20 protein-coding genes are annotated in these 21,632 nt (G+C 46.5%); 8 read left to right on the top strand and 12 right to left on the bottom strand.

Annotation, left to right across the window (positions count from 1 at the left end):
* The first annotated feature begins 47 nt into the window (after window positions 1-47).
* Entirely contained in the window at window positions 48-923 is an 876-nt protein-coding gene (locus NDI48_05750; protein MEP0830711.1) for an alpha/beta hydrolase, read from the top strand.
* A gap of 113 nt (window positions 924-1,036) precedes the next feature.
* Here the strand turns inward: NDI48_05750 and NDI48_05745 are convergent, their stop codons facing one another.
* From NDI48_05745 to NDI48_05730, 4 genes are all read right to left on the bottom strand, one after another.
* Window positions 1,037-1,363 carry an antibiotic biosynthesis monooxygenase gene (locus NDI48_05745; protein MEP0830710.1) on the bottom strand — a complete coding sequence of 109 codons (327 nt, stop codon included), beginning with the start codon at window positions 1,361-1,363 and terminating at the stop codon, window positions 1,037-1,039.
* Between the two features lie 40 nt (window positions 1,364-1,403).
* Window positions 1,404-2,033, bottom strand: coding sequence for a radical SAM protein (locus NDI48_05740; GenBank protein ID MEP0830709.1), 630 nt, complete (start codon window positions 2,031-2,033; stop codon window positions 1,404-1,406).
* Window positions 2,034-2,456: 423 nt separating this feature from the next.
* Window positions 2,457-2,666, bottom strand: coding sequence for a hypothetical protein (locus NDI48_05735; GenBank protein MEP0830708.1), 210 nt, complete (start codon window positions 2,664-2,666; stop codon window positions 2,457-2,459).
* Window positions 2,667-2,677: 11 nt separating this feature from the next.
* Window positions 2,678-3,052 (bottom strand): hypothetical protein, encoded by a 375-nt coding sequence (locus tag NDI48_05730; protein MEP0830707.1) that lies wholly within the window; start codon window positions 3,050-3,052, stop codon window positions 2,678-2,680.
* Window positions 3,053-3,204: 152 nt separating this feature from the next.
* Here NDI48_05730 and NDI48_05725 point away from each other — a divergent pair, with 152 nt between their 5' ends.
* Both NDI48_05725 and NDI48_05720 read left to right on the top strand, forming a co-directional pair.
* Window positions 3,205-4,656, top strand: coding sequence for a bifunctional orotidine-5'-phosphate decarboxylase/orotate phosphoribosyltransferase (locus NDI48_05725; protein ID MEP0830706.1), 1,452 nt, complete (start codon window positions 3,205-3,207; stop codon window positions 4,654-4,656).
* Between the two features lie 213 nt (window positions 4,657-4,869).
* Complete coding sequence (locus NDI48_05720; protein ID MEP0830705.1) at window positions 4,870-5,832, top strand: alcohol dehydrogenase catalytic domain-containing protein; 963 nt, start codon at window positions 4,870-4,872, stop codon at window positions 5,830-5,832.
* 15 nt (window positions 5,833-5,847) lie between these two features.
* On the opposite strand, the gene NDI48_05715 is transcribed toward NDI48_05720, so the two are convergent.
* Both NDI48_05715 and NDI48_05710 read right to left on the bottom strand, forming a co-directional pair.
* Complete coding sequence (locus NDI48_05715) at window positions 5,848-6,261, bottom strand: hypothetical protein (protein ID MEP0830704.1); 414 nt, start codon at window positions 6,259-6,261, stop codon at window positions 5,848-5,850.
* Between the two features lie 54 nt (window positions 6,262-6,315).
* Entirely contained in the window at window positions 6,316-6,825 is a 510-nt protein-coding gene (locus NDI48_05710; GenBank protein MEP0830703.1) for a hypothetical protein, read from the bottom strand.
* Between the two features lie 219 nt (window positions 6,826-7,044).
* On the opposite strand from NDI48_05710, the gene NDI48_05705 reads away from it, so the two are divergent.
* Window positions 7,045-7,296: a helix-turn-helix domain-containing protein gene (locus tag NDI48_05705; GenBank protein ID MEP0830702.1), complete on the top strand. Its 252-nt coding sequence runs from the start codon at window positions 7,045-7,047 to the stop codon at window positions 7,294-7,296.
* A gap of 282 nt (window positions 7,297-7,578) precedes the next feature.
* Window positions 7,579-8,118, top strand: a complete 540-nt coding sequence (locus NDI48_05700; GenBank protein MEP0830701.1) for a hypothetical protein — start codon at window positions 7,579-7,581, stop codon at window positions 8,116-8,118.
* 759 nt (window positions 8,119-8,877) lie between these two features.
* Here the strand turns inward: NDI48_05700 and NDI48_05695 are convergent.
* Window positions 8,878-12,054 (bottom strand): MFS transporter, encoded by a 3,177-nt coding sequence (locus NDI48_05695; protein ID MEP0830700.1) that lies wholly within the window; start codon window positions 12,052-12,054, stop codon window positions 8,878-8,880.
* A 176-nt stretch (window positions 12,055-12,230) separates the two neighbouring features.
* Between NDI48_05695 and NDI48_05690 the strand changes: the two genes are divergently transcribed.
* Window positions 12,231-12,398, top strand: coding sequence for a hypothetical protein (locus tag NDI48_05690; GenBank protein MEP0830699.1), 168 nt, complete (start codon window positions 12,231-12,233; stop codon window positions 12,396-12,398).
* A 316-nt stretch (window positions 12,399-12,714) separates the two neighbouring features.
* Window positions 12,715-13,398 (top strand): DUF4388 domain-containing protein, encoded by a 684-nt coding sequence (locus NDI48_05685; protein MEP0830698.1) that lies wholly within the window; start codon window positions 12,715-12,717, stop codon window positions 13,396-13,398.
* A 71-nt stretch (window positions 13,399-13,469) separates the two neighbouring features.
* Here the strand turns inward: NDI48_05685 and NDI48_05680 are convergent, their stop codons facing one another.
* From NDI48_05680 to gatA, 3 genes are all read right to left on the bottom strand, one after another.
* On the bottom strand, window positions 13,470-13,964 hold the full coding sequence (locus tag NDI48_05680; protein MEP0830697.1) for an NINE protein: 495 nt from the start codon (window positions 13,962-13,964) through the stop codon (window positions 13,470-13,472).
* 393 nt (window positions 13,965-14,357) lie between these two features.
* Window positions 14,358-17,009 (bottom strand): DNA polymerase III subunit alpha, encoded by a 2,652-nt coding sequence (locus NDI48_05675; GenBank protein MEP0830696.1) that lies wholly within the window; start codon window positions 17,007-17,009, stop codon window positions 14,358-14,360.
* A gap of 338 nt (window positions 17,010-17,347) precedes the next feature.
* Entirely contained in the window at window positions 17,348-18,823 is a 1,476-nt protein-coding gene (gatA, locus tag NDI48_05670; protein MEP0830695.1) for an Asp-tRNA(Asn)/Glu-tRNA(Gln) amidotransferase subunit GatA, read from the bottom strand.
* A gap of 234 nt (window positions 18,824-19,057) precedes the next feature.
* Here gatA and NDI48_05665 point away from each other — a divergent pair, with 234 nt between their 5' ends.
* The gene (locus NDI48_05665; GenBank protein ID MEP0830694.1) at window positions 19,058-19,897 is read left to right on the top strand and encodes an alpha/beta hydrolase; all 840 of its coding nucleotides are present in this window, start codon (window positions 19,058-19,060) and stop codon (window positions 19,895-19,897) included.
* 73 nt (window positions 19,898-19,970) lie between these two features.
* Here the strand turns inward: NDI48_05665 and NDI48_05660 are convergent, their stop codons facing one another.
* The gene (locus NDI48_05660; protein ID MEP0830693.1) at window positions 19,971-20,264 is read right to left on the bottom strand and encodes a DUF1816 domain-containing protein; all 294 of its coding nucleotides are present in this window, start codon (window positions 20,262-20,264) and stop codon (window positions 19,971-19,973) included.
* A gap of 71 nt (window positions 20,265-20,335) precedes the next feature.
* Window positions 20,336-21,616 carry a 23S rRNA (guanosine(2251)-2'-O)-methyltransferase RlmB gene (gene rlmB, locus NDI48_05655; GenBank protein ID MEP0830692.1) on the bottom strand — a complete coding sequence of 427 codons (1,281 nt, stop codon included), beginning with the start codon at window positions 21,614-21,616 and terminating at the stop codon, window positions 20,336-20,338.
* Between the last annotated feature and the right edge of the window lie 16 nt (window positions 21,617-21,632).

The raw sequence follows: 21,632 nt of genomic DNA, 5'->3' as shown, positions 1-21,632 counted from the left end.
CGAGTAACATATCTAGCGATGCGTCTCTCAACGGTTGCAATATGGCTATGCTACCTCTACGTCAAACATTATCCTTGCCGGATATCCAAATTTCTTACCTAGAGTGGAACCAGGGAAATGTTCCCTTGCTGTTGTTGCATGGTTTAGCAGACCACGCCCTCGTTTGGTCAAGCTTGGGAGATTACCTATCTGAGCAATACCATATTGTTGCACCCGATATGCGCGGTCATGGCGAAAGTAGCAAGCCGGATAGGGGTTATACCTTTACCGATGCGATCGCGGATTTAGAAGCCTTAATGGAACACCTGGGGTGGTCTTCTGCTCATGTTCTGGGTCATTCTTGGACTGGCAAAGTCGCACTTATCTGGGCACGACAACATCCACAGCGTTTGCGGAGTATGATTCTAGTCGATCCGATTTTCGTCTGGAAGATGCCCAGCGTAATGAAGGTTACTTTTCCCCTACTGTACCGTGTATTGCCGTTTCTTCAAGGCATGGGGCCATTTGCGAGTTATGAGCAAGCCTTAAATCAAGCACGTCAGTTAAATTTATATCAGGGATGGAGTTCCTTGCAGCAGCAAGTTTTTCAAGCAGGTATTGAACAAAAACCAGATGGTTGTTGGGGCAGCAAGTTTACCATCCCTGCCCGCGATCAAATTTTTGAGGACGTAATGCGGGTTGCAGGGCTGACTGACTCAATTGATATCCCCACCCTGTTCATCCAGCCCGAAACAGGGGTGAACCGCAAAAATTGGCAACTCAAACCCTACAAAACTTACTTAAAAAACTTAAAGATTTGCCCATTTCCCGGTAATCATTGGCCATTTTTGGTACAGCGTAAAGCGTTTAATCAAACTGTCCAAGCTTTTTTACAAGAGCAGAGACAGCTTGACTCTACCTCTGATACCTTTTGTGATGTTTAATTTTTACTGGGAAAAACATTGCCAGCACAAGGGTTAGGAGAATCTTAAGAGTGAGTGAAGAATCTCCTTACCCAGTACATAGAACAGATTAAGAAATTTTCTCTCGCAAAAACTTATTCTTCTACGGGATGAATTTCACTCACCAGTTCATAGATATCAGTGTTCGGTGCTTTGGCAAACAGCGGCGTCATCTCTTTTAAGATGGCCTGGTAAGCTTCGTTTTGATTGGCTTCCATATCTCCTACATTGTCCCAAAAAATGACGGCAATTCCTTCGTCAGTTCCTGGCTTTTGCAGCAGGTAGGCTCCTTTAAAGCCTTCGGCGTAGGTGGAAACCGCTTTTTCATAGAGATGCTTGGCCTCTTCAAACTTCCCAGGTTTGAATTCTGCGATCGCCACGTAAGCAAACTTATGCCTAAGAAAATCTAGAAACTCTGACATCTTGTCCTCGTTGAACCACACCACAGTTAAGCATAGTAGTTCAGCTTTCACTCAAACCATTCTGACCTCGAAAACCCGTGATAATGCGGCTACCATCTTTCAGGATGTGAACTTCCATCTGCTCACTCGCCCAGTTCAGTTTGTCTTTCAAGGCGGAATTGAACAAATGAACCCTTTGATTGCGCGACGACACGAGAGAATCTGGGGAATGGATGGCTAAGGATTCCACATAGGGGCCATCGACTAGGATGTCTAACTGTTCAAGCAACTCGGAAGCGCCAAGGGGCGATCGTTCAGAACGCAGTTCTTCTAAGGTAAATCCCGTAAAACACATGACGTTAAACCCAGCCGTTTTTAAGCGCTTGGCGAGTTGAACAAGTGCTGGTGCTTGCCAAAACGGTTCCCCTCCCGAAAAGGTTACGCCCTGGTTGTGAGGATTGCTCAAAATTTGATTCGCTAGTTCATCAACGGCGATTAATTGGTTAGTTTCAAACGACCACGATTCTGGGTTGAAACATCCGGGACACTCTCGCTTACACCCCTGCACCCAAACTACGGCGCGACAGCCTGGGCCATTGACTTCTGATTGGTCAACGTAGCCCATGATATTCAGATATCCAGGGAGAATTTCTTTTAGTTGTGGCGGTCGAACGTTTGTTTGGTTTTTCATGGCTCTGTTAGGTTTTTTTATCGCAGAGATACGCATAGTTTTTGGGATTTTATTAGGTATCCCTTAATGTTTTAATGTATAGTTTTTTCTATTAATAAATTAGCTATTTTATACTTAAAAATACATATTTATTTATCTTTTTTATAAAAATCTACTTGAACTTAAATCATTAAAATTTTGGTAATTTTTTCTAAGAAATTACAGCATTTTTACTGAAAAAAGCAAATTTTATGTTGCTTTTATCGTTGCTATGTGTCGGTTTGATTTGTAGAAATGCCCTAAATAAACCAATAGGGCGCACAGCCGCGCCCTGTTAGAAAGTTAATCTGTTGCAGTATTTAAGCTAATCGTTACTCAAATGGCATGTGGAGGTCTTTGTGTCATTCTGGCGCTCCGAACGATGCCATTTAAAGGTACATCAGCTTAGTAGCTGTCCTCACCACCAACGGTTTGCCGTCCCAGTCGGCGATTGGCCTGGTTGAGACGTTCGGCGATCGCTTGTTTCATGGCTAAGCTGACTCCCGGCGCAGCTAGCACATCTTGGGCAAGCTCACGGTAAAGCGCACTAGTCATAAAATCAACTTGGTCAATCTTTCTGAGCTGGGAATATACCCGACGAGGGGAAATAGTCATAGTTCTACACTCTACGAACTGTTCTTCAAGCTGCGCTGGGAGTGGTAATTACTCACCCATCGGAACTGCCAAAGATAAGTGCAGATTCGGGCGATTGGGTGCGTAATATCAGCGCGAGGGACATAGGGTTGAGCATGAATCTTATCTCGCTCCTTGTCCCTAGCTCTATCTTTACTGCTGAAGTGGACTCCGTAAATGATTGAGTAACGAAGTGTTATATTACCAATCTTCAAAACGTCAATTTTTCGTCGAGGCAGTGCCCCCGGAAAAAGCCCAAATCGGTTTGTGTGCGGTTTAATCCCGGCTGTGGCGCGGGTGCTTTCGCAAAGAATATCGGCATCGTCAACTAAGCGATTAATCCACTCGATCGCAGCTAAAATTACCATCAGTTGAGCATAGTGATACAAAAATGAGGATGTGGCAACCTCAGCACCTGCGCGATCGCCTAAAATAAATGGCTCGCTCTCATCATTGAAAAATATCTTTACAACTTTTACCCTTAGGGTTAGGCGATGGGTTCTTAATCAGGACAATCCTAATGGACTTTTTCGAGAAACTGAATGCAGCGATCGCACAAAACCAAAGCTTGCTAGTAGTGGGACTCGATCCCAATCCAGAAATGATGCCAACGCATTACTGTCGAGGAGAAGACAAAGACAGCATCATTGCAGAGTTGTGGGACTGGCTGCAATTTCTGATTCGGGAAACCGCCGATTTAGTCTGTGCCTATAAGCCGACGTTTGGCTTTTACAAGGCGTTAGGTGTTCCAGGCATGGAACTGCTACACAAAACCTTAACGGCTATCCCAGCTCACATTCCCATTATTTTAGACGCCAAACACGGCGACCTCAATACCAGCACCATCTTTGCCCAAACCGTTTTTGCACAGTGGCAAGTGGATGCGATTACCCTGACTCCCTACTCCGGGCAAGACCATATTGCACCGTTTTTGATTTATCCCGGTAAGGCGGTATTGGTCCTGTGTTCCACCTCAAATCCGGGTGCAGTCTCTTTGCAGCAATATCCCACGCCTGAGTCTCCACTTTACTTGCAAGTGGTCAAAGAGGCGAAAAATTGGGGTACTCCTGAACAATTAGGTCTCGAAGTGGGAACCACCAACGCCGAAATTCTGGCACGCATCCGTGCGGTTGCTCCCGAACGAATTATCCTAGCGCGGAGCATTTGGGCAGAAGGCGGTGGCAACCTTACCGAAATCCTAACCGCAGGATTGAATGCCAACGGTGATGGACTGCTCATTCCAGTTCCCCAGGATATGTTATCCAGTGAGAAACCTGCTGTTGCGATCGCATCCCTGCGCGAATCCATTAATCAAACGAGACAGCAGATTGTTCAAGACGGTACGACTTGTGATTTGTGGATGCCTGATGTATGTTTTTTGGAACAGCATCCTTATCAAGATCTGATTTTGCAACTTTATGACATTGGTTGCATTTTATTCGGCGAGTTTGTTCAAGCATCAGGCGCAGTATTTCCTTACTACATCGACCTCCGCAAAATCATCTCTAACCCCCAAATTTTCCATCAAGTTCTCACTGCCTATGAACATATCCTCAAAGACCTCAGCTTTGACCGCATCGCAGGTATTCCCTATGGTTCCTTACCAACAGCGACCGGATTATCATTGCGCCTCCATCACCCGATGATTTTTCCCCGCAAGGAGGTCAAAGCACACGGTACAAGGAGAGTCATTGAAGGTCACTTTGAGCCAGGAGAAATGGTGGTGGTGGTGGATGACATTCTCATCAGTGGGAAGAGTGTGATGGAAGGAGCAGAAAAGATAAAATCAGCAGGATTAAAAGTCGAAGATATCGTCGTTTTTCTCGACCATGAACAAGGGGTGAAAGACAGACTGAAAGCCAATGGTTATCGAGCGCACTCAGTATTAACGATTTCTGAAATTACCGAAACCCTGTATCAAGCAGGGCGGATTAGTGAGCAACAGTTCCAAGCTTTTGCACAGTCCCATTGAGCGCTATCTAACCAATTCCTCTCATCTGTCGGCAAAGCTTATGTAGAGGTAAAAAACTTCACTTATCTCTCCTCTTTCCTCTTTCTTTCTCTTCTCCGTGTTCTCTGTGCCTCTGTGGTTAGTTAAAAATATAAGCAAGACAGGTTTTGAACATGAGAAACTGTTTATTGTCAAGCCTTATCCCTAAACCACGCCCCTACAAAATCAATCCTAATGCAAGCTCTTTGGCTAGAAAATAACCAACTTCAACTGCGCTACGATGCCCCCATTCCCAACCCAGCACCGGGCGAAGCACTGGTGCGGGTAGTACGGGCAGGCATCTGCAACACCGACCTCGAATTGCTCCGAGGCTATTACCCCTACATCGGCATTTTAGGTCACGAATTTGTGGGTGTCGTAGAACAAGGGCCAGAGCATCTCAAAGGACAGCGAGTGGTCGGCGAGATTAATGCCGTTTGTGGGCAGTGCCGATTCTGCCGCAGTGGACAGCCAACTCACTGTGAAAACCGGACTGTACTGGGTATCGTGAACCGGAATGGAGCGTTTGCTGAGTATCTTTCCTTACCCATCGAAAACTTGCATCGAGTACCAGACAATGTGCCTACGGATGTTGCTACATTTACTGAACCCGTAGCCGCTGCTTTAGAAATTCAGCAGCAAGTAAAAGTGAGTCCTGGTGAGCGGGTTTTAGTGGTTGGGGATGGCAAGCTGGGGCAACTGGTGGCGCAAACGCTAGCGGTAACCGGTTGCGATCTCTTGGTTGTGGGGCGTCATCAGGAGAAGCTGGCTAATCTGGCAGCACGGGGGATACAAACTGGACAGGAAGATGGTGTGGCTGACAGAGCTTTCGACGTATCGGTGGAGTGTACGGGTAATCCGGCTGGATTTGCGATCGCACGGAGAGCATTGCGTCCACGCGGCACTTTAGTCCTCAAAAGTACCTACGCGGGTCAGTTAACGTTCGATGCCTCCTCTCTCGTGGTAGACGAAATTACGCTGATTGGGTCGCGCTGTGGCCCTTTTCCCGCCGCACTGGATCTGCTGGCTTCGGGACAGGTGGATGTAGAACCACTGATTCATGCTCGTTATCCTCTAAGTGAAGGGCTTGCTGCGTTTGAACGGGCTTCAACAAAGGGTGTTTTGAAGGTGTTGTTGGATATGAGTGGCAAGGAATAATAGATTCAACCAAGTTTAGCGATCGCACTCTGAAATAAATTTCGGTGTCATAGCTACATCTTGAGTTTGCGGCGCTTCGGGGATAGCTTCAACACGTTTCAACCGGATGTTTTCTAGGAATGGGAGGACAGAATCAAGATATTGGTTTTTGTGCTGGGTGTGGTCAAATGTAATGGCATTCCACAAGTGTTGTAGCTGTTCCCTGGTTGAGCATTTTTGTAGCTGACAAGCAACGGCATTTTTCCACTGTTCTAGTTGACGATAGCTGATAAATTGTCCTCCTTTGTCGAGGCGATGGACAAATAGAACGTAGAGCCAAGATTCGATTTTTACGATGAGTGATTCGGGGATTCGGAGGAATTTGGCAATTTGGCGTTTGGTGATGCGGAATTTTTGAGCGGGGTTGATGCGGCGAAATAGGATAGTCATTCGATTTTAGATTTTGGATTTTGAATTTTAGATTTAAAATCTTTGAACTGAGGATTAGTCAATTGAAGCTGTATTTTCTAAATCTGTAGGAATGTCGAAGATAACTTCAAATTCTGCGGCTGGAATGAAGCGCTTGAGGAATCTCAGATGGTCTTGGGCATCCGCTCTGTTGTAGAATCTTGCCACTGTGTAGCGTCGGGCGTCGGGTAAGAGACGGACGATCGCCCAAGGACGGGAATAGTCTTCGGGTTGCTCGATGTGTTGGTGGGTATTGGCTTGTGTGCCTCGAATTGTGTTGAGGATATTTTGAAGGTGTTTCCATAGCTTTTCCCGTGTTTGTGTGGTGTCGTTGGGGATGAGACTCCAGTCACTGACGGGTGATGGTAGCCAAGTCAGCAGGTAGCTGTGCTCTGCTTCCCCCGTGGGTAAGGGGAGACTAAAGGGGGTGATGATTTTCCAGCTCAAGCGGCGGGTTTGTTTCAGGCATCGGTAATTTTGCTGTCTGAGAGACGAACAGATTTTCTCGCCTTCTGTTTGAAGGCGTAGCCATTCAGTGTGGTTCATCGGTTTTCCTACTTGTTAATTGGTAGACGGATATTTGCGATCGCTTGTATGTAGGCGATCGCGTTTTTTAGGAAAGGCGCTCACTCGTGTTCGTGTGTATCTGTGATCGCCTTATGGAAGACTAGAATGTAAACAAATAAGTTTACGTTTTAATCATACAGCATGTAAACAAATAAATTCACATTTACTCAGTCAAGTTCCTCTGACACGATCAGAGGCATGGGAAGAGCAGGGCAAGCCCTCAAGCAGGCATTGGAAACCTACAGTATCAGTCAGAACAAATTGGCTGTGGCGTTAGGCATTGAGCGAACTGTCGTTAATCGCTGGTTTCACGAAAGAGCAGACCCTACTGCTGAGACGGTTGTAGATATTGTCAAAGCGCTTAAGGGAATTAATCGAGTAGCCGCCGCAAAATTTGTGGAGATTTATTTAGGTGAGCTTTTAGAGGATGAGGATGAGGAGCAGCCTTAGCAGAGGTAGGTGAGCTAGTAGCGATCACACTGCTGGTTTTTGAGCTTTGCGAGTACACAGTAGGCTTGAAGAGTAACAGTGATCACACCTTATGGCATCCTAGCTATCTATGCCAGCGCTAGGCAGAGTTTGCACAAAGAACCATCATTAAGCTTCTACGTCTTAATACTGGGGATTATCATTACCTGGAAAAAAAATTTCCGTGTTTATACTATCGCGCTCACTAGCATTAGCCTTTGATACTAAACACAGAAACAAGTTTGATTATCAAAGGATGCTGATATGAACATGAAAAGGCTGCTAATCGGTTTAGGCTTACTCACTTTGTTGGCTGGATGTACCTCTCAAGCTTCGGAACCATCGCAAAACAAGATAGCTCCTATCTCAACGCAGAGAGTAAACACCTCTGAACTTCAAACCCGGCTGCCTCAATCTAATCTTCCTAAACCCTATGGGTTTACAGTAGAGGAGCCATCGGTATCAACACCACCTCAATTCATAGCTCAAGCTGACAATGCAGCTCCTTACGTAGTTGGGCAAGATGGCGCTTTTTTAGGAGTGATTTCTAATGAGCGGCTCGCAGAGAACTCTGTCTGTAATCAGATTGGTGATTACGGCAGTCGAGTCTCATCTATGAGCATCCGCAATCGGGTTGGCGACTACGGCAGCCGGATATCTGACTTGAGGGCCTATAACCCTAATGCACAAAACCCACCTGCCATTATTGAAAACGACCAAGTGGTGGCGTTTCTGACAAAGAACCGCCGTCTAGAAGGCGGACTTGATCCAGATTTGTTTTTCTACAACGTTTGTGGACAGTAACCGCATCGTTGCTTATCGAAGTACAGAATTCTTCGATCAAGGACTCACCAATTGTTGTCAATATATGTTCTTCCGATAGCGCTTAAAGAAGTACGTAGCGATAGCACAGAAGAGGCTTTGATTCTTACTCCCGCAACCCTAGTAGGGAACCGGAGCGACCGCAGATCTTATGTGAGGATGAGGAGTTGGGGGTTAGGTTATTGTGATGTACTTCACACCTCTGAGAAACGCAATGGTGCGATCGCTCCCTACCTAGGACACCCCTGAAGTTTCTCCGTAATTTCCCTGAGATCTCTAAGTTGTTCCCAAAAAAGTTCAGTAAATTTCTTGATTCGAGCTGGACCCAAGGCGAGATAACGTGTAATGGGATTCAAGCTTGTAGCTTATACCAATATTTCCAGGCGATCTCATCTACTATCCCTAACACAATTTTAAGGCGCAAGCTCACACCTCAAGGGCATAGATTAAGAAGGTCAGCTAATATGCAAACTCAGTGGCAAAAGACACTACTTCAAATAAGCTTCTGGCTAATTATTGAAATTATCCTGAATCTCTTAGGACTCGACAACTTAGCCGACTATAGCGAATTTGTCTTTGATCAGAAAACCAGAACAGTCAGCACTTGCATTTCTGACCTGACACTCGCAATTTGAGGGAAACGCAACTCTTTGCCATTGGGACAATCACTCCATAGTAAAAGAAAAAGCCCCCCATTCAGGAGGCTTAAGTTCTAAAATTCACAAGAGAATTGTTAAATCATTAACCCAAAAAGGCTAGACCTCGTACCGCCATTACTCCAGCAAATGCCGCTACACCCACTGAAGTAAGCGCTGTACCAAAGAGCCACCAAGCCGCCGTTGCAGCCGCTTTGCGAGTTTCTACCATTTGCTCCTTAGCCTTGTGCTTGAGCTGTTTAACCCGTTTTTCAGCTTCCTCTTGGAGGCGTTCAGCGCGGTGCAACACACTATCCCGCACCCCTTCAATTTGGTCAATAATCCGATTAGCCTCGGCCTCGGAAATGTCCTCACGGGAACTGATAACAGCCACCAAAGTATCCCGATCAAACTGACTCAAGCGATCGCGTAGTGCATCAAATCCCGCTTCTGGGTCGTCAAACACTTTGCGGAAGTCTCGCTTAATCCCCTCATAATTGAGTTCAGGACGGTCAAGCGAGTTGAGGTAATGGCGAATTTTACCAAAAACACCATCAATCACCGATTGCATTTGGTGCTGAATCGCTTGAGCTTGTTCGACAAACTGATGACGGACAGACTCAATATTATCTGCAATTCGGTTGGCTTCCTCTTCCGAAATATCTTCTCGTTGCGACAGCAGAGAAACCAGCGTACCTCGATCAAAGTGGGAGAGGCGATCGCCCACACTCTTCAAACCTTCTCGCGGATCGTTGAATAACTGTTGCAGATCTCGCTTGATGCCTTCCGGCGCAAGTTCTTCTTTATTCGTGTTCCGCAGGTATTCTTCAAAATTGGCTTGGAAATCCCGTACCGTATCCTTGGCACGGCTGGCTAAGCGTCGCGGTGCTTTGGTAATGCTGCGGATGCCATCTTGCACGCGATCGATAGTCCGATTTATTTGCTCCTCGCTCAAGTCTTCCCGTTGACTGAGAAGTTTGACCAACGTTTCCCGATCGACATGAGAAAGCCGTTCTCTGAGAGCCAAGGCTCCATGTTTCGGGTCGTCTAGGAGTTTTGTTAAATCCTGCTTAATCCCTTCAGGGTCAAGTTCATCAAGGTTCGTATTCCGCAGATACTCAGCAATCTGACTGGTAATGCGCTCATACTGCTCCTTAGCATTCCCCGCTAATTCTTGCGGTGCCTGGAGGATATTATGCCGCACCTCTTCAAACTGGTCGATAAACTGATTAATCTGCTCCTCGCTCAAGTCCTCACGCTGATTCAGCAATTGCACCAGTGTATCCCGGTCAAATTGCGAGAGCCGTTCCCGGAGCGCTTTGACGCCTGCTTGAGGATCATCGAGGAATGTTTGTAACTCTTGCTTAATCCCGTCGGGATTGAGTTCTTCTTTGTTGGTATTGCGTAGATAGGATTCTATCTTTTGCCCTAACTCTTGTGCTTTAAATTTCGTTTGGTATTGTAGATTTTGAGCTTCTGACAAAACGCGATCGCGTAGGCTTTCTAACTGACCAACCAGTTGGTCGGCTTCCTCTTGACTAAAGTCTTCGCGTTGAGAAAGCAGGCTGACTAAGGTGTCGCGATCGAATTGGGAGAAGCGATGCGAAAGCGTATCAGCACCAGCATCCGGGTCTTCCAAAAGTGCTTTGAAATCGCGCTCAATTCCCTCAGGATTGAGTTCTTCTTTACCCATTGAGCGCAGATAATTTTCAACTCGACTACGCAGGTCTTGCGATTGTTCGTCAGACTCAGCGCCTTGAACAGTTTCCAGAACTTCTTGACGAATCTGTTCAAGCTGCTCGGCAATATCCGCGATTTGATCAGATGTGAAATTATCCCGTGATTCCAGAAACTTGACGAAAGCGTCTAGATTCAGTTGCTCTAATTGCTGCCGAACTGCCTTTGGAGCCGCCTCCGGATCGTAGATAACGTCTTTAAATTCCTGCTTAATTGTCTCTCGGTTTAGGTGCCAAGGTTTGGAATTGAGCAGGTAGTTTTCGACATCGGCCTTAATCGTATTAAAGGATTGTCCAGGTAACTGATCAGCTACCTTAGAGGAAAGATTTTTAGCTTGCTCAGTCGCTTGATGTGTGAACTGTTGCAACTGGCTGGAAATTTTTTCCACATCGACATCAGACAAATCCGTCCGCGACAGGACTCTACCCAGTAGCGCACTGATACCCAGTTGCAAGCCTTGCTCCATCAAGCTATTGCCATTTCCGCCGTTGGAACCATTACCATCCTCGGCTTTGCTCGATCCCACTCCCACCAGTTGTCCCAGCTTATCGCCAAGCTGACCGGAGGTGAGTTCTTGTGGACTAGCCGACTGGAGGAAGTTGAGCAGTTGTGACTGGGGATCGGCTTGTTGTTGCACACCCAAGACTTGCTGCCAAGCCCCTTCGAGTTGGTCTGCAATCCGATTAACGTCTTGTTTGGATAAGTCTGTGCGACTGCTGATTAAATCTACAAATGTCTGACGGTTCACATTTTGCAGAACGTCACTATCGGCGAGCGATAGCGAAGCGCTGCTGCGAAGCGCAGATCGCAATTCTGAACTGGTCAGCAACTTCTCAAAATCATTACGAATCTGTTTCAGGTCTAATTTTGGTAGTTGCAGATCGGCAATGTAGTCTTGCACCGTATCCCGAACACGCGTCGGGTCAACCGCCGAACTCAATTCGCGCCGAACAGCAGCGACTGATGCCTCTACCGTATTCACAACTTGAGCGTTCACAGCCCTTCCACCAAGAGCTGTGGCAGCTATACCCATAACTCCTTGCAAGCTGGAAGACGCTGTGTTAGCAACAGAACCCACTAAGGAACTAATCGCCGTAGAACTCACCCAAAGTAGCAGTAAAAAGTAGGCTGACCAGATGACAACGCCAGTAATGGCTCCCAAGGTCACACTATTAATCAGAGCCAGTTTCACCGCCAGAAAACAAGCGATGAATAAGGCAATGTTAACCGTTACTAAGGCCCATAAACCGACCTTCGATTCAACTTCGCGAACGGCATGACCCCAGCTATCATCGGAATCAGCATCCACAGGATTTTCCCCGGAGGAAATTCCTGCCGCCAGGGTGAAGTTCGTTAACAAAAATTGGAAGGCAAAGGCCATAAGTACCCCTGCAACCAAAGCCATCAGAAACTGAGGCCCGGAAAAGACTAGTGCTGCCTCTGTTGGGGGGTTAACTGGCGGAGTCACGGTTGGAGAGACTTGAACTTGTGCCAGCCAGAATCGTGTGCTGTGCAATCCCAGCAAGATGACTAGATTGTGAAACATAGTTTTTCCCTCTTCAAAACTGAAGACGGCGTATACCAAGGGTGGCATGACAATTACATAAGTTCGTAACTTTATGTAACGCCTTACACCATTACGCCTAACTTCATGGTTGTTGCCAGAGGTTGAAACGAACTCCCTCTCAGGTGTGAAAGCCGAGAAAGTGGCTCTAGTGCAGGATGGCGGAAGTAACTCACTACGAAATCCTCCAGACGGGAAGCCTGTCTATGAGAGCGCAGGGAGGAAATCGAGTGGCGACTTCAGTCGCCTTCATTTTGTGGCAAAAGTTTGTGGCTATCCCCAAAAGCGGGGGGAGTGGGGGAGCGAGAGAAGAGACTGGAGATTAGAGTGAAGATAGAAAGGATGAACTGTCGTGCTGAATCCGAATTTCTAATTCATATTTTAACTTTTTTGTCAATGATATAGGTCTCAGTGTGAGGTGAATCAACTTACTTAAAAATCTGGAAAGTTTGACTAGTTTGAGGTAGTGAACAATTGCAGCTCTCGCTGAGATATAAGACGCTAGGGCTAAGACAACTGAATAACTAAATCTAAATTCGTAGCAAGTATTGCAGCAATCACTACGAACGGTTGGTCAACGTGAAATAAAGACCATTCAGTTAAGCCTTCAAGCTGTCTAAGATAGCACAAGCCATCTTCTAAATGATGGTAAACCCCCTTAATTTTTCTATTTCATTCTTTGATTTAAATTATAGGGTTATGTCTACTACAGGTTCCTTATCAGACTTCTCATTACCCGAAATTCTTCAGTTTATTGAGCAAGGACGTAAAACGGGTTTGTTAACCGTTCGTACTTTATCAGAGTCACCAGCCAGCAAGAGCAGTGTTCATTATATCTGGGTGGAGCAGGGTTGTATTGTTGCAGCAGCTAACCGCTTAGACGAAAAAGGCTTAGTAACGCTGATTGAACAACGCCAGTGGGTTAGCGAACGTGTAATTTATAAACTAGCCCAGTTGTGTCCAACAGATAAGTCACTAGGAAAGTATCTCTTTGATCAAGGTGTGTTACGAGCCGCACAATTAAAACAGCTTTTTCTAGCTCAAGTCCGACAGCAAGTTTGTGCGCTGTTCAACCTCCAAGATGGCGAGTTTCAATTTGAACAAAATGTATCTGTGCCGAGACTAGAAGTAACAGGTTTGAGCGTATCGACAGGAATTCCTATACTTTTGGCAACTTCTCAAGATCTTCTAACCTTACGTTCTGATGGATACGAATCGGGTGTCGCAGCAAAAGTCCTCCCTCGGCATTCATCTTATTCAGGTAAAACTCCAGAAAGTCATAGTCTAAAAACCTTTTTAAGAAGGCTCAGCCTAACGTACGTATAAAGAAGTTATTGGAAGCTGAAAACTCGAACCTCAACCCGTCTTTATTCGTTGGCGTGGAATTGGATATACTTTTATACAAGTTTATAGATCAATGAGCCTTGCTCTGGGTGATTGTCTACTGTCAGAAAACCTTCCAGACATAAGTACTCAAGAGCCTTTCTCAGTTCTGAAGCGGGTTTTCCTGTAGCAATAACACAATCCACAAGTGATACTTTGCCATGATTGTCTTTAGCTAATTGAAAAATTGTCTGGATATCTGATATTTCTACTTTCGTCGTGGGTTCTCTAAACGTTGGACGAATTTCATTAGCTGTTTCAATCACTACTTCTGGGGTAATACCAACGCGATTAGTATGACGGCTGTCAAGCCACTTATCTGTAAGGTTTTTTTCTTCTATCATTCCTGGAATTAGAACCAAATCTATCAGTTGACCAATTCCCAAAAAACCCAAGGTAAACAACCAGACTAGCCCACTTAAATACTTACCACTATATAAACGATGGACGCCAGCCAAGCCAACAAAACAGGTACACCAAAGGATGTACGCAACTTTCGTTTTCCTCACGTTAATAATTCCCTGTGAATAATTGAATGGAGTGGATAATTTAGCGAACTAGTAAGCCAGTAAATCTTGCTTTTCCAGCTATTGCTTAATTTACCGACTGAGATTCCAGTGTCCCAGATTCTTGAGTCAGATTTAGGGGTCAATCGGCTGAGTATCTTCACGCAGGATATCAGACGGCTTTCGCTAACGTCTTGTCTAATGTTAAATTTTCACAGAAACTTCATCTGCGGCAGTGAAACTGTTAAAGCATATCAAACGGCGTGGCAGAGTAAATCAATCTCCGGTAGTACGTTTAATTTCCTCCAACAGAAAGATTGCCTTCTGGGAGATGCACTTCGTTGAAGCTGGCTGAAAGCTGCTGTAAGTTTCGAGATTGTAGCTTTTGGGATAGCCTTAACGAGCAATATCAACAAGTACAGGTTGCGATCGCTTAACTTGTTTGAGTTCTAACCCTCGCTCAAATATCTCATTGATCGCGAGCATCTGACCCTCACTCGTCATAAATTTATGGTCTTTCGTCGCTCGAATCACTGAACCATCTTCCAAGGCATACTCAAAGACTTCTTGTTCTCCCCGATGATGCCACTGTGCGATGGGTTGCGTGTACACGTAACCATGGCTATCCACACTGTACACGGTGCATTCAATCCTTTCTTCAACAATTTTACCAATGGGCATCAAGCCATATTCAACCGTTAGAATTTCAGTGTCATAGCTCAAACAATATTCAGCAAATAGCACCATTTGCTCAAATAAGTCTTCAGCGATTCTCTTGGAAACACCATTTTTAGCCGCTCCATCAATGAAGGTTTCCCGATGTTTTTGCATCTCAGAAACCTTTTTCTTGCCCATAGCTCTCCGCAGCAAATCAGCTTGACCCAAAGAATATCCAGCTAACTCTTGAGCCATTTTCATGATTTGCTCTTGGTAAACTAGGATGCCGTAGGTTTCTTGGAGAATGGGCTGTAGCAATGGATGCTCGTACTTGATCTTTTTTTGATCATGTTTGCGTTCAATAAATTTATCAATTAAACCAGCATCTAAAGGTCCCGGTCGATAGAGTGCCAAAATAGAAGAAATATCTTCAATACTTGATGGTTTAAGACCTCGCACCACTTGACGCATCCCGGAAGATTCTAATTGAAAGATGCCTTCTAAGTCACCTTGCTCTAAAACTTTGTAAGTGTTTTTAATATCTTCAGGTTTTTTGTTGATTTCTCCCTTGGAGACTATTTTGAAAGCTTTTATTTCCTCAAGCGGTAGCTGATCTAAATCAACTTCTCTATGGCGGCTTTTCTTAATTAATTCTACAGTTTTTTGGATAGTAGTTAGATTTTTGAGACCCAAGAAATCCATTTTCAACAGTCCCAGTGATTCTAGATCTTCCATGAAATACTGGGTGATGACAGAACCATCATTATTCACTTGCAACGGCACAATTTCATCCAGAGGATCTGCGGAAATGACGACACCAGCCGCGTGGACGCCAAATGTTTTATTGGTTCCCTCAATTCGCATCGCCATGTCTACCCAGTGTTGGACTCTAGGGTCACTTTTGTAAGCTTCTCTAAACTCTGGGGCGGGTGTTTCATCCGAAATCATCACCGAGAGTTTCGTTGGTTTACCCCGCACGACAGGAATAAGCTTGGCCATTTGGTCAGCTTCTTTGTAGGGGATATCTAATACTCTGGCAACGTCCTTAAGTACGGCTTTAGAGGTGAGGCGGTTAAATGTAATAATCTGTGCAACTCGTTCTTTGCCATACTTTTTGGTAACGTATTCAATCACTTGATCGCGTTTTTCAATGCAGAAATCTGTGTCAACATCTGGCATCGATTTTCGCTCTGGATTCAAAAAACGCTCAAACAGAAGTCCATGATGGACAGGGTCAATGTTAGTAATTTTTAAGGCGTAAGCAACCAGAGAACCAGCGGCGCTGCCTCTTCCTGGCCCTACAGGAATATTGTTATCTCTAGCAAATTTTATGTAATCCCAAACGACTAAAAAGTAAGTAGAAAACCCCATCTGTTGGAGCATTTTTAGCTCATACTCCAGACGCTGTTTATAGACAGGATTAATGTCGCTACGACGACATTTTAAGCGTTGTAAGAGTCCGTCCCATGCCAATTCTTCGATGTAAGTATCAGCCGTGTGACCTTTGGGGACAGGGTAATCGGGGATGCGGGGTTCCCCCATAATGTCATAGGGTTTGATTTTGTCTGCAACTTCCAGGGTATTGGCGATCGCTTCTTGAATCACCTCATCGGGTAGATGATCTCGAAACAGTTTCGCCATCTCATCAGTGGATTTCAGATACTCCGTGCCGCTGTAGCGCATCCGTTTGTCTTCACTGATCAGCTTACCGGTTTGAATACACAGCAAGGCATCGTGAGCTTCTACGTCGTAGCAGGAGATAAAGTGAGAATCATTGGTCGCAACGATTTTAATCCCTAATTCACTGGCAATTTTGACGATTTCAACGTTAACGATCCGGTCTTCGATGGAACCGTGGTCTTGAATTTCCAGATAATAATCATCACCGAACACCTCTTTGTACCATTGAGCCACCTCACGGGCCAGCTTTGGGTCGTTTTTGAGAATCGCTTGAGGAACTTCGCCTCCCAAACAAGCACTGGTGACGATTAAACCTTCGCGGTACTGCTTAAGTAGGTCTTTGTTAACGCAAGGACGGGAAAAAATCCCTTTTCCTTGGACGCCCTGGAGGTGGGAAATGGTTGTCAGCTTAACTAAATTTTTGTAGCCTTGGGTATTTTTTGCCAAGACGACTTGGTGATATTTACGGCAACGCTTACTTTTATCCTCAATGTCACCGTTGATCACATACATCTCATTCCCGATAATCGGCTTAATATTCCGACCCCGGCAGACTTTGAGCAGTTCGATCGCGCCGTACATCACCCCGTGATCGGTGAGCGCGATCGCAGGCATTCCCAATTTCAAGGCTCGATCAATCAGTTCAGGCAGCTGAGAAGCACCATCCAGCAAGCTGTAATCGCTATGAATATGCAGGCCAACGAAGGACATGGGTTTCAGCCGATGAGAATACACAAGATAAAACTAGACTAACGGATTTTAGGCACTATATTTAGGGGGTTTTTACTCAGCTAACTCTACATATAGGAGTACCAGCCCCTAGTCTGACTAAGGACTGCAAAATGGCACTGACTTCAACGGTTTGTAGCCGCGATGCGTTTGCTGATAAGTACTAAGGTACTACTACAAACTTAAGTGATGTCAGGGCTATTGGGCTGAAAACGAAGGACTCAAGACTCCCTTACCCTCTTGAGTCAGGGTAAATCGGGAAGATTATAGACCTTCCAGTAGGGAACGGGACTAGGGGCAGAACGCTCTGCCCAGATCGCTCAAGGGTTAGCAGCCGACTTCATCTGAGGCGATCGCAGATGCCAGGGTGTCGATTGCTCATAAGCATAAGCCACCTGAAACAACTGGTCTTCGCGCAAGACTTTCCCAATGAGCTGTAGACCAATCGGAAGTCCACTCTCATCAAAACCACAAGGTATGCTCATCCCTGGTAACCCAGCAAGGCTCACCGGGATCGTCATCAAGTCTCCTAGATACATACTTAAGGGGTCTTCTGTCTTTTCCCCGGCTTTAAAAGCCGTTGTCGGTGCAGTGGGACACACCAAGATATCGACTTGTTTAAAGGCATTCTCAAAGTCTTGTTTGATCAAAGTCCGAACTTTTTGGGCTTTGAGGTAATAGGCGTCGTAATATCCCGCCGACAGGGCATAAGTTCCCAGCATAATCCGGCGTTTGACCTCTGCACCAAACCCCGCCGCACGAGTTTTCTTGTACATGTCAAGCAAATTTTCCGCATCAGGGACACGGATGCCATACTTGACACCATCGTAGCGAGCGAGGTTAGCGGAGGCTTCGCTAGGGGCAATGATGTAGTAGGTCGGCAACCCGTAACGGAAACGGGGGCAGGAAACGACATGGATTTCAGCCCCCAAGGTTTGTAATTGGTCGAGCGCTTTGGTAATAGTTTGTTCGACGACGGGGTCTAAGCCTTCACCAAAGGTTTCTTTAATGACGCCAATCTTGATTCGTCCCCTCGGCTGAAGATCCGGCTGAAGGACTTTGAGGTAGTCCGGGATTTCAACCTCGAGACTGGTAGCATCGTTAGGGTCATAGCCGGCGATCGCATTTAATAAAATCGCCGTATCTTCTACGGTTCGCCCAAAGGGGCCAATCTGATCTAAAGAAGAGGCAAAGGCGACCAAACCATAACGAGAAACCAGCCCATAGGTGGGTTTCATGCCCACCACGCCGCAGAACGAAGCAGGTTGACGAATTGAGCCGCCAGTGTCAGAACCCAGTGCCACCACGCACTCTTCCGCGGCTACCGCTGATGCCGATCCCCCTGAGGAACCCCCCGGTACTCGCGATACATCCCAGGGATTAGCAGTAACTTGATAGGCCGAGTTCTCGGTGGAACTGCCCATGGCAAATTCATCTAGGTTCGTTTTCCCCACCATGACTGCGCCCGCCTCTTTCAGCTTTTGCGTCACCGTTGACTCATAGGGCGGTACAAAATTTTCCAGAATTTTCGAGGCGCAGGTGGTGCGAATCCCCTTGGTACACATATTGTCTTTGATGCCAATGGGAATGCCCGCCAACAGGCCAATTTCTTCCCCGGCGGCGATTTTGGCATCCACTTGACGCGCCTGATCCAAGGCTTGTTCTGCTGTCACGCACAAAAAGCTGTGTAATTGCGGCTCTAGTAGCTGAATTCGGTCTAGGGCTTCTTGGGTAATTTCAACAGCCGAGCGTTCTTTACGGATGAGTTGTTTGTGCAACTCACGGATGGATGCCATGCACTGCCTCCTTTGTGACTCCAAATTGCTACTTCAGTATAAGGCTGGGCTGGAGCAGTAACCAGCAGGGGGGCATAGAAGTTGCGGCTTAAAGCGTCGGCTCTGGTAAACCTGCGAATGCCCTAGCGCCAATATGAACTTATCTTGAGACACTGTGTCAGGGATGATCCGCCGTCGATGGGATTAAGCTGGAATTAGTTCGATAGTCCAGCTAGAACGTTAGAGCGAGTATCTGTGTCTCAAGTATCTTCTCAAGCTTTAAACCTTAACGTTCACGTCAAAGGCGAAGGATTTCCTATACTTTGTCTGCATGGTCATCCGGGATTGGGTAGGAGTATGTCTGTCTTTACCAATCACCTCTCCCAACGCTTCCAAACTCTTGCTCCCGATTTGCGGGGATACGGCAATAGTCGAGCTCAGTTCGACTTTATGATGACCGATCACTTAATTGACTTGGAAGCTCTTCTAGACCGCTTTCAGATTGACCGTTGCCTGGTACTGGGCTGGTCACTGGGAGGAATTCTCGCCATGGAACTCGCCCTGAAACTCCCCGAACGAGTCAGCGGCATGATTTTGATCGCCACAGCCGCCCGACCGAGAGGGAGTCATCCACCCATTAGCTGGGAGGATAATCTTTACACGGGGATTGCTTCGCTGATCAATCGGGTGGTGCCTGGGTGGCAGTGGAATATTGACACTTTTGGCAAGCGATCGCTTTATCGCTACCTGATCCAACAGCATACTCCTCAGGCTTACGAGTACCTTGCCTTTGAAGCGATGTCAGCCTATTTACAAACCTCAGCCGCTGCCACACGAGCGCTTAACATTGCCTTGCAATCCGGATATAATAGGCTTCCCGACTTAGAGCAAATTCAATGTCCTTGCTTCGTGATGGCTGGGGCAGCAGATAGGCACATCACCATGGAATCGAGCCGCGAGACGGCTCAACATCTTAAGGATTGCCAGTGGCAGTGCTACCCCAATACAGCTCACCTCTTTCCCTGGGAGATTTCTCAGCAGGTAATTAGGGACATTGATGGATGGATTCAAATCAACCCTCAAGTCCTAACCTGATGGAGCCTCTAGGTGGCTGACGTTTTGTTTTTAAGATCCTGATTGAGCGGAAGCTTGTACCTGCCGAAGTAGACTAAGACGCTTGTCTGCTAAAGGTAGTCACGGTTTTCAGAAAACTAGCAGGATGCTCCCCCTGTTCTTCCTCAAAAATTGTTAGGTTGTTCGGTTTGCAGCGCCGTATTTTTACGCTTATGCCTTGAGTTCCTTCGTTTTCTAAGTCTTCAATGTATCCGCCCTGGGCTGCCACAGCTTCTTTCTCGTTAAAGAAAGGTCCGAAGTAGTAGGTGCAGCCGGGATTGTCGGTAACAATTTCAACCCAAAAAGCCAATCCCAAGAATTGGAGAATCTTGATCAAAACTTCTTTCATGCTGTTTGCCTGATACACGGGATTCTATGTTGTCTTTTTATATCGCGATTTTTACATTTTTTTATACTACCTCACACTTCATTTTTCAAGGTATCTTTGGGCAGAGTGTCCAGGTAAAGTATATTTGACCAACGCTGGCGATAAGTCTCGTACAAAGTCATTGCTGTCGCTACTGAGGCATTGAGGCTGGGGGTCTTGCCCTGTAGAGGAATTGAAACCAGAACGTCACAGCAGCGTTGGGTAAGCAAGCTCAAACCACTCCCTTCTGAGCCTACGACCAATACTATCGGGCCTGTAAATTTAACGGTGTGTAGTAGTTTACCGTTTCCTGCTGCCATGCCATAAATCCAAAAGCCAGCGGCTTTTAAGTCCTCTAAGGCGCGACTGAGATTGACCACCCTGGCAATAGGGAATGTTTCTAAAGCTCCTGCGGCGACTTTCACGACAGTGGAGGTCACACCGACAGCTCGACGTTGGGGAATAATTAAGCCCTGAGCGCCTAAGGCTTCTGCCGTGCGAATGATGGCTCCTAAATTATGAGGATCGTTGATCCCATCACATACGAGTAGCACGGGTTGCTCGGCTGTTGATTTAGCGTTCTTAATTAAGTCAGCTAAATCCTGGTACGGGTAAGGGGCGATTTGAGCCGCAACACCTTGATGATTGGCTCCCTCAGTAATTTGGCTGAGGCGGCGTGGCTCTACTTCATCAATGATCGTACCGTTAGCTTTGGCTTGGAGTAGTAAGGAATGAAAACGGGGATCGTAGCGCAGTTGCGGCAGAATCCAAACCCGGTTTAGCTGGCGCTGGCTTTCCAAGGCGGCAAGGACGGGATGACGCCCATAAATTAAGTCAGTTTCTTCCGATGTATCCGTCGCAGAAGTTACATCGGTAGGGGTTGGCTCAAAATTGGGCGACTCCTGGCGCTCCTTGTGTACCGACCTGGATGGAATGTGTCGCTTGGCCTGCGTCGGGTGAGTATTCCCACCTCTGTCTCTGTCTCTATCTCTGTTTCTATCTCTGTCTCTATTTCTAGCCTCATAAGATGGCTCTAATTTAGCCCCCCTTGGCTCTGGGCGAGACCCTGGCTTTTGGGGATGTGGCTTACCTTTACCCGCATGACGCCGCTCTACGCGGTCTGTGGGAGCGGTTTGGGAGTGGCGCAGTTTTGGACTAGAGTTTTGAGGGCGAGATGGCTTTCCTGGCTTGGGCTTGTCTATGTAGCTGCGCCCCTGTCGGTCAGAGGGTTTGTCTTGGGCCGAGGAAAATTTTCCATTCTCACGCGGCTCGCGAAAGGGTTTCCCTCGCTTTGGCTTGCCGGTAGCGTGAGGGCGGCGGTCTTGTTTAGACATATGGTTAGAATGTGAT

The organism is Microcoleus sp. AS-A8, from assembly GCA_039962225.1.
GTDB lineage: Bacteria > Cyanobacteriota > Cyanobacteriia > Cyanobacteriales > Coleofasciculaceae > Allocoleopsis.
The sequence above is the reverse complement of the archived record's forward strand: the minus strand, read 5'-3'. Positions and strand labels throughout refer to the sequence as shown.